The sequence below is a fragment of the Desulfobacter latus genome, assembly GCF_013389365.1.
Taxonomy (GTDB): domain Bacteria; phylum Desulfobacterota; class Desulfobacteria; order Desulfobacterales; family Desulfobacteraceae; genus Desulfobacter; species Desulfobacter latus.
On record NZ_JACADJ010000100.1, the window covers coordinates 1 to 8,986 of the forward strand.

The window sequence follows — 8,986 nt, forward strand, 5'->3', positions numbered from 1 at the left end:
CTGCTTTCCCTATGACTTAGGAACTTGCTTATAGATTATGATACATGCATCCTCCAATTTTTTTGACAACCTTCTATTATACCACATAAGTTTTATAAGTTTATCAATTCATTTGCAAACCACTATACATATAGTTTTTTGTGTGCCATTTAGACACAAAATACAGGTGCTTTAGAGGTAAAAAGTGCTTATATCAAATATCCAGAATCTACATTTTCCACTTGACAAAACTTATCATAAATGTCCCTGGAATCCCTTCCCAACGCTTAATTTTACTCTGACCCCAATTACATACTTAATTTTACTCTGACCCCAATTACATATGATTCCGCCTATAAATGAATCAAAACCTCGCAGGTCTTTGCAAGCCCAATAGGAATTGAGTATGTCCCCTGAATTCCTGAAAATATTTCCAGAAAGGAATGACATTGATTCCATCAATAAAAGAGTCCTGGTTGTATGTGATGATTGTTTTTGAAATCGTCTGATAATGATTGTCGATTTTGTTTAATGCGCCCACTTCTCTTTTTTCGTTTTGATCTGTGAGCTCGTAACACACCTGTACCGCTGCCAGGGTATTGTCTTCATTTTTTACAATAAAATCACATTCAAAGCCTTTGTTATAAAAGAACAGTTCTTTCCCTGCTTTGCATAGTTCACTGAATACCAGGTTTTCAAGCAGTTTTCCCTTGTTGGAAGAAAACCGGAAGGACAGGTTGATGAATCCGTTGTCAATTACATACGGTTTTTTTTTATTATTCTGCTGTTCTTTCAGCGACCAGGAAAACAGTTTTAATTCAGACAGTAAGTAGGCCTGCTGCAGATACAGGACAAATTCTTTTGCACTTTTATCATGAATGCCGACGGCTTTTGCCAGCGAACTGTAAGAAAACAAGGATGAGATATTTGAAAGCAGGTAATAACTCAATTCCTGGAAGCTTTTGATATCTCGAATATGATTGTTTGAAATACAGTCCTTTAACAGGATGGTATCATAATAGGACGAGAGAATATCTCTTCTGAGTTCTTGATCCGTGTCCATAATTTCCACAAAGGAGCCGTACGTCAACATGCTGTCCACAATGGCGAGGGCATCGGCCTTTTTTTTGACAAGCTGGATATAGGATGTGATGCCTTTTATATTTAACAATTCTGAAAAACTTAAAGGATACACCATATTGGAGAGGAATCTTCCGGTCAGAAGTGTGGCAAATTCACTATTCAAAAGAGATGAATTGGAACCTGTTATAAATATTTTTTCAAACTCCTGGTTATCATATACGGTTTTAACGTATTTTTCCCAGCCTGTTATTGCCTGGACCTCATCCAGAAAGAGATATCTGATTTTTTTACCGGTTAATTTTTGTGCGGTTTCAACTATTTCGTAAAGTTTTTCAGGTGATTTGCTGTATTTTGTGAAAAAAGGGTCTTCAAGATTCAGATACAGTATTTCCACAGAGTTGCCGGATTCAGCCAGATAATTTATAAGCAGCCTGAACAGGGTGGATTTCCCGCTTCTCCTGATTCCCTGTAACACTTGAATATGACGGACACTCAGGTTGTTGACAAGATTTTGGAATAAATTTCTTGGATAAAGCCCGGTGTACGGACGCTCCCAATGTTTATTATGTGATATTAAAATGTTTTCCATAATATAATATAGCACTTTACATTTTTTTTCATATCATGGTACGGATTGTCGCGAATAAAATCAAGACTTTTATTATAATGAAAAACTTGTTAAATCAGCGACAGGAGGAGATGGAACAGGCGTTTTCAAAAAAATAATAAATACATGCGATGACCCTTTGCCATTCAACTGCTTTATGAAACTACAGAGCACATACAGCCTGTGACGGTCGGCATTGATTACGGAGGAATCCATGTCGGTATTGCCGCAATATCCCATGGTCAATCATTATTTCAACAAGCAGAAAAGCGCTTTTTACATTTCAGCCGCACATGTTCAGCAAGGCAAAAACTATCTGCCACATTGAATAATTCATCGAGATCAGGTGTTTCTTCGCCATGTTCCAGGCGCTCTGCAAGTATTCGAAGTGCCAGGACTTTAACTTTGTAAATAGCTTCTTCTTGCGTCACTCCATAAACCAATATACCAGGTAAATCTGGAATTTCTGCTATCCAGCGACCATCGTCTTCGATTTCAGTTTCAATTATACCCAATAGCAGATAAATAGAAAACTCGCTTGACCCGCTCGTAAAAAGAGCGGGATTGCGCATCGCAACGCTCATCTTGTATTTCTAAATCAATATTTTTGACCCTAAAAAATCGATTATAGACATGATATTTAGGGCATTTTAAAACAAATTTAATTTTATTTCAAGTGGTTAGCGTGGCCCGACCCCGAATCCATCTCGAATCCACACGGGCTGGCAGAGAATAAATAAATCTACATTTTCCACTTGACAAAACTTATCATAAATGTCCCTGGAATCCCTCCCCAATGCTTAATTTTACTCTGACCCCAATTACTCCACGCGGAATTTACCATTCTTATTCAAGTAAAATTATTTCTAAAGCAATAATCGTTCCGTTGTCTTTTTTTCCACGCACCAGAACCCTGTCTCTCTTTTTGATTTGATCCGGGGTAATTTGATTGCCTTCATTGTCCAAAAAACGTGTATCCCAGACTTTCTCAAAGTTTTCATCATAATGGAACATGAGTTTAAACTCTTTTTCGGCGATTATTGCCCGATCATTGATAAGATCAATGGCCATTATTTTGGCTTTAAGTTTAACAAAGTCGGATTCATTGTCGGCGGCTATGCCCATGCTGCAGATTCCGCTAAGGAAAAGCAGGGTAAACACAGCCAGGGATATTGTCTTTTTAAGCATAAAAGTCTCCTGAACGATGGGATTAATTGTTAAGTTGGCGCCAGAATGTCCTTTCCAGGCCGATTGGGGCTATTGGATCAATTGTTTCAAAGCCGGTGATAATTGTCGGTTTTCCTTCATGGACAACCAGGACGGATTGGGGTGGAATTCCCTTGTTTTTAAATTTTTTACGCCGGTCCGACCGCCTCAGAACTTCTACGTCATCATTATTTTCATCAACAGTATCATTGGTGGCGTCGAAGTTGATGACCGCCTCCCCGTACTTATAACCGATGGCATAAAGATAGCCGTTCCCCCCGGCCCCGGAGATAGCGCATGGATCAGTAACATCCGTTACTCCCGTATCAGGAACATAGGTTGAAAAATACACTACACCGTTAAAAATAAAGGGAGAGGAGACCACCTTTTCTCCAACCTTGCTGTCTTTCGTCTCTTGGAGGCGAATAAACCAGCCCCGGTTGTTTTTATGGTTGATCGCATTTTTTACATAATTGGAAATTTTTTGGCTGACATCCGTGTCTGTTTCATTATTTTGAATAAGATTATCGGTCACATCAAGGATATACAGCCCCGTATCTACAGTCTCTTCATCCCAGTCGACGATAATATTGCCATTCTTATCCTTAACCTTTCCATTATTAATGTCGATGTCAGCCTCGACAATTGTGGGCGATTCACTAGACCATTGCCAGTTGTTTTTGATGGCATAAAATCCATTGAGAAGATCTTTTCTTTCCGGATGGGCCCGGTCACCAGTCCCGAAAAAGACGTAATCCCCAATACGTTTTTCAGAAACGACAACAGCTTCCGTATCACTTATTTCTTCGGCTGGATAGGTGAAATCCACGAGGAAATATTCGTTGACAATGTTGGGCGCATGCCAGATTTTTCTTCCCGGAACAGCGTACAATTTCAGTTTCTGACCCCAGACACCGTCTTCCTGACCATCGTATTTTCCCTCAAAATTGCCGGCAAGAGTGCTGTCGGTGTTACGGTGGAAGATATCGTCCCGGAAGGCGAACAGGTTGCCGTTCATGTCTCCGGCATAAACCCGGGTGGTGGTGGTGGTTTTGGGGTTTTCAAAGCCCGAAACCGCGATAATGGAGTGGGTCATGTCAGTGTAGTTGTCACTGCTGAACCCAAAATCGCTGAACAGGGTACCGGACTGAGCGTCGACGGCGTACACCGCCCGCCCCCTGGTGTCGGTTGCGGTTGGTGGGGTTGCGTCTGTGGGGAGTTTATCCTGGTTGGTATCGTAGCCTCCGGCCATGAGAAAAACATCCTTGGTGGAACCCGCCGTGACGGCCATTTCAAGTGCCTGGGGATCGGCCCAGGATTGCCCAAGCTGCTCCTTACCAGATCCCAGAATATCGGGTGAAATGCTGTATTTGAATATTGGCGCGCTATAGTCGCTGATATCCAGGACGGTATAATGATTGCCCCCACGTCGTTCGCCGAAAATGAGCAGTTTTTTATCTGCGGTGTTGGCATTATCATGATCATAGTGGTAATAGACAGGTGTCCCGTCAACGAAATATTCCAGGCTGCTGGGGGAGGTCAGACGGCTTAACTCGTCCAGGAGGTCCTGGGGAATAAATCCCCACATCTCCTCTCCGTTGTTATCATCAAAACAATGCAGCATGCCGTCGTTGGCTCCGACATAGATCATAGAACGGTCTTCAGTGCCGTCGTTATTTGTATCATAGTGTACCACTAGCGGCTGGGAATGCAGTAAACTTGCCAGCGGCCAATCGGCCGTCACCCCTTTACGCACATCATCAATAACCGTGGTGGTCAGGCCGGTATAGGTGCCGTCTATCAGGGCGGTGTTGGTGGTGGTAAACAGGTTGCTTTGGTCCGTCAGAGCCAATTGTGTTCCGGTATAGGTGTAGATATTCCGGTCCGTCGTTCGATCTTTCAAAACTTCACCGGCACCGCCGGCAGTCACCGTCGAGCCATCCGCTGCTGAACTCCAGAATGAGACGGCATTGTTGACGATGGTGCCCCCGCTTTCGATGGCGTTGCCGTTGGTGTCCTGGATGACGCCGTCATCGGTTATGGCATATTTTTTCAGATTGCCGTACCAGTTGCCGGCGTTGGTGGGCTGAAACAGGCCGTAATATACATAGTTGCCCGCATAGGCCCTGTTGGCCCGACTGACCGGCACTGCCGCCGCAGTGAATACTTCGTTCTGCTCCTCAATGGCAGCGATAATGGTGTTCAACGATCGGCCCAATGCTGACGCGTTTAAGGCCTGATAGTATTCGCCGCCGCCACGTTCTGCAGTCTTGTAAAGCAGGGGAAGCTCCTGTTTAAATCCGATGGTATAGACTGTAACATTCTGGTTTTCAAAATCGCCTGTGCTGCCTTTGTAGGAGAGATCATTGTGTTTAAGAAAATAAGCGACATCATCCAGAAAACTGTAGTGGCTCTCATTTGCATCATAGCTATAGCCACTGCTATTGTATGTATCATTATGGTCGTCTGACAGCTTCCTGTTGAGGATATAATTATTGTACGCAAATTTATCATCATCCTTGGTTGGCGCGCCGTCCGTGACCAGGATAATGTAATTTTTCTGGCAACGGTTTTGTATGGGGCTGGTGTAGGTGCCGGTGTTAAACCAGCTTTTTTTGCCGGCGAAATAGAGCCCGGCTTCAGCCATGGTTTCCGCAAGCGGGGTCCAGGTCTTTGATTCCAGCTTACCGACGGCCCCATAGTTAGATTGAACCGAGTCTGTCATTTTATCCGTATCAGGGTCATAATCACCGATCAAGGTTGTCTTGGTCGCTCCACAGCCAGCTACAATATATCCTCCCTGGTCGTAATTAAAGCTCATTAGCCCGAATCTAACATTTTCGTGGTTTTTGTGAATCAGGTCGGCAACAACCTCTTTGGCCACTTCCATGCGGGTGCGGTTCGCCCCCCCTGTATTTTCATAATTAATGTAGTTGCCTAAGGAGAAAGTGCTGCTGCTGGTGTAATAAGAAGAAGAACAATATGCGTAGCTTCCACTTTTATATAATTTGCCTTCCCAATACCCTTTACTAAGAAGCCCATTTTTGGCAGAATCGCATTTCCAGTTGGATGAGTTAATGTTACCAAAGTATTCATTCCACTCGTACCTCTGGCGCCACCTGTTCCACTCACGCCTGTAAACTTTGTTTGCGCTGTAGCTTCCTGAATAAGTGGTTGCAGGGTCATACGGGGCACCGGACACATCTTCCGTATCCATACTTCCGGAGTTGTCCAGAATAATGAGTACATTGGGTTTGACCTGAATATTCGAGACACCGTAAATATCGACATCTTCAGCGAAGGCAAATGATGCCCATGCGATTAGGCCTAATATAAATAATAGTTTGGTTTTCATATTTTTTCCTCCTGACTTAGTATCCGGACAGAACCTAATTATATTTGTTAAATGCCTTGTAAACGCCTTCCTGCAAAATCACCTTGCGGTCATCGTCAACGGAATAGGCGGTAATGGTAAAACGGCGGATCTCAAAGTTTTTGGGGTCGTAGCCGCTTCCCGGCGGGGGTTTGTCGCGGTGAGCCAGAGCCGGGATCTTGTTGGCCGGGTGGTTGGCGGCACTGCCGAAGTCGGCCAGGTCTTCCCAGTTGGTGATGTCAGTCGCGGTGGAAACATTATTTCTGACCCTGTAACTGCCGATCACTTTGCCGCCTTTGATGATTTCACTGACATCACTAATGCCGTTACTGTTACTATCGGTCCCTGCAATCGGAAAATAGGCGGCGCTTTCACTCGTTGTCAGATAAGCACTCGTCAACCAGGTTTTGTAATTGAGTTTCCCGACAGCCAGACTCATTTCCTGATTATAGAAATCCGTTCTGTAAACCCGCTCGTTCCCGGTTACCTGTAACTCCACGCTGGTTGTATTCAGCCCAGCAATACCGATCACTGTAAGCAAGACCAGAAAAAGCATGGTGGATATCAAAGCAAAACCTTGTTGGTTGTTCATATAATTAAGCGGTTTCATATCTTTTTGAATTCGTTGGCTATATATTGAAGAAAATTTCATGTTATTTCGCCTTGACAGCCGAAAGGCTGAAACTTTTCAGCTTGCCTTTTCGATTCCAGAACACTGTAACGTCGATTGTTTTACTGTCCGTAACCGGTTTATTGTCAGTGATCTGCCAATATGCATGATAAAAGTCATCGTTATCCGCCTGATCGCCATCTGCTTTAGAATTGGTAGGTGTATCGACATTGTTGTTGGTCGATTTGAGCCTGCCGTCGTCATAGCTCCAGGACAATATTTGTTCAATCTGGTCACTGCCGAACACTGTGGCTTCAGTTAGCTGCTTGGCCACGCTGTTGCCCCGAATAGCCGATAACTGCATCAGACCAATGCCGAGAATGCCGACGCTGAAAATCATCAACCCAATAAGTACTTCAATGAGAGTGAAACCGCCATCATTAGGCCTTTTCTGCTTATTCACGATTTAAATCTCCGCATTTCCGCGGCATCATCATTGCCCTGGATGGCGGATATTTGTATCCAGATAATTGCTGGCATCCCTATGGAGAAAACTACCAAGGCCATCATCACCTCTATCAATGTGTATCCTTGAATTTTTATCTTTATTATATCGGTCATACTCCGATGTTCCTCATGAGGATTGTCGCCTGGCCCAGTCTTCGTCTGTAATTATCTGCCGGTGTATATCGTTGGTCCCCAAGAACATAGGTTCTGGGGTCCGTATAATCACCGTCTGTCCGGGAGGCCCGCACAAGGACCCATACCCTTACGGCCCTGATGTCATCCAGATCAACGGTCGTTAACGTGTTGGTCCCCCCGGCGGTGTCGTCGGTATCAATGTCACCGTCGTTATCGTCATCCAGGTTGTACCAGGTTCCACTGTTGGGCACCCCCCAGATAATACTCCCGCCCTGCAGATCAGTATCTCCATCGCCATCTGCATCATAAGCATAGGCAAACCTGAGATCGTCAATATGAAAGGCAACGGCCGATCCGCCCGCGGTGCTTTGGAGTTCATTTGCGTCTGTATCGGAATCACTTGTTGAATCGTATAATCGAAAACGAATGGTTCTGGGATTGCCAGTCCCGTCATCATAAGTGAACTCCAACTGTTTTGTTGTTGCCGTTTTGATTCCGAATGAACCGGTTTTCAAAGGGTCGTATCCGGCCATTCTGATCTCGTTTTCCATCAATATCAGAACCCCCCTCAGGGTTTGCTGCATTTCAACGATTCTCTCCTGGACAATATATGTCTTATTTTGGGTCGTGAACGTTTGGTAGACTGCAGCAACAACAACAAAAGAAATCACCAAGGCGACCATCAGTTCCACAAGGGTGAAACCGGCCTGGGGGCGGGGATTGTCTCTATCTTTCATTAGTTTGTCCATGCTGTTCCCGTCCACTTCCTGATGTTGATGGACCCGGTCGTCAGGACCGTGACGGCATAGCAGATGTCGTTGTTCTTATTGTTTATAAAGACGGTTCCTGGGGTGTTTGACATCCCTCTGGCGCTAAATCTGAGCTTATTAACATTAAAGGTAACGGAACTGGTGATGGGGTTTGGTGGCGTTTCCCAGTTATTGGTGGCACTGCCTGATCCGAAACTAACCCCGCTGAGGTAACCCGACAGGTTTACTCTCTGTTCACCCGGGTCGTGATTTCCATCCTTATTCAAATCCAGATAATAATATCCCGGCGTACCGGAGTTATCAAAGATAATTTCAAGAGTTGTATTGGTCTTTATCGCTTCCAGCTTAACCTCCTGCATGAAAGATATAATATCCCTGGCCGCACTTTTTAACCGGTATTTTGGAAGCCAGGCGATGACATTAGGCACGGCGATACCGATAATCACAGAAATAATTCCCGTGACTACCATGACTTCTAATAGCGTAAAGCCTGAATTTTTATTTTTTTTGTATGTGTTCATAAAATGCGGCAAGGAAACCCCTGAGTCTTTAGCTCAGGGGAGGAATTGCCGCCCTCCTTATAATAATTTAGTAGCCCAGGCACCGGACCTTAACACGTCGTATTGTAAGAATAACCGTCAGATGCATGAAGCAGCCTGCAGTATTTCCAGCTAATGCCCTGTACTGTTTTGTCCACTGTTTTAATGTTAAACGAA

At 44.4% G+C, this 8,986-nt stretch carries 9 protein-coding genes and 1 pseudogene; 1 reads left to right on the forward strand and 9 read right to left on the reverse strand.

Annotated features, from left to right (window positions below):
• Positions 1–343: 343 nt before the first annotated feature.
• The gene (locus tag HXW94_RS17320; protein ID WP_178368152.1) at positions 344–1,651 is read right to left on the reverse strand and encodes an ATP-binding protein; all 1,308 of its coding nucleotides are present in this window, start codon (positions 1,649–1,651) and stop codon (positions 344–346) included.
• A 201-nt stretch (positions 1,652–1,852) separates the two neighbouring features.
• Between HXW94_RS17320 and HXW94_RS20180 the strand changes: the two are divergent.
• Positions 1,853–1,921 (forward strand): annotated as a pseudogene (locus HXW94_RS20180) (hypothetical protein); the annotation flags it as partial.
• A 2-nt stretch (positions 1,922–1,923) separates the two neighbouring features.
• Here the strand turns inward: HXW94_RS20180 and HXW94_RS17325 are convergent.
• The 8 genes from HXW94_RS17325 to HXW94_RS17360 form a co-directional block, all read right to left on the reverse strand.
• On the reverse strand, positions 1,924–2,253 hold the full coding sequence (locus tag HXW94_RS17325; RefSeq protein WP_218576787.1) for a type II toxin-antitoxin system HicB family antitoxin: 330 nt from the start codon (positions 2,251–2,253) through the stop codon (positions 1,924–1,926).
• 262 nt (positions 2,254–2,515) lie between these two features.
• Entirely contained in the window at positions 2,516–2,857 is a 342-nt protein-coding gene (locus HXW94_RS17330) for a hypothetical protein (RefSeq protein ID WP_178368153.1), read from the reverse strand.
• 22 nt (positions 2,858–2,879) lie between these two features.
• The gene (locus HXW94_RS17335) at positions 2,880–6,230 is read right to left on the reverse strand and encodes a pilus assembly protein (RefSeq protein ID WP_178368154.1); all 3,351 of its coding nucleotides are present in this window, start codon (positions 6,228–6,230) and stop codon (positions 2,880–2,882) included.
• Positions 6,231–6,264: 34 nt separating this feature from the next.
• Entirely contained in the window at positions 6,265–6,900 is a 636-nt protein-coding gene (locus HXW94_RS17340; protein WP_178368155.1) for a pilus assembly PilX family protein, read from the reverse strand.
• Position 6,901: 1 nt separating this feature from the next.
• Positions 6,902–7,321: a prepilin-type N-terminal cleavage/methylation domain-containing protein gene (locus tag HXW94_RS17345; protein ID WP_178368156.1), complete on the reverse strand. Its 420-nt coding sequence runs from the start codon at positions 7,319–7,321 to the stop codon at positions 6,902–6,904.
• On the reverse strand, positions 7,318–7,479 hold the full coding sequence (locus HXW94_RS20455; protein WP_178368157.1) for a type IV pilus modification PilV family protein: 162 nt from the start codon (positions 7,477–7,479) through the stop codon (positions 7,318–7,320). The genes HXW94_RS17345 and HXW94_RS20455 overlap by 4 nt, the downstream gene beginning before the upstream one ends.
• Positions 7,476–8,249, reverse strand: coding sequence for a PilW family protein (locus tag HXW94_RS17355; protein WP_218576788.1), 774 nt, complete (start codon positions 8,247–8,249; stop codon positions 7,476–7,478). Before HXW94_RS17355 ends, HXW94_RS20455 begins: the two co-directional genes overlap by 4 nt.
• Positions 8,237–8,803 (reverse strand): GspH/FimT family pseudopilin, encoded by a 567-nt coding sequence (locus HXW94_RS17360; RefSeq protein ID WP_178368159.1) that lies wholly within the window; start codon positions 8,801–8,803, stop codon positions 8,237–8,239. The genes HXW94_RS17355 and HXW94_RS17360 overlap by 13 nt, the downstream gene beginning before the upstream one ends.
• Positions 8,804–8,986 lie beyond the last annotated feature (183 nt).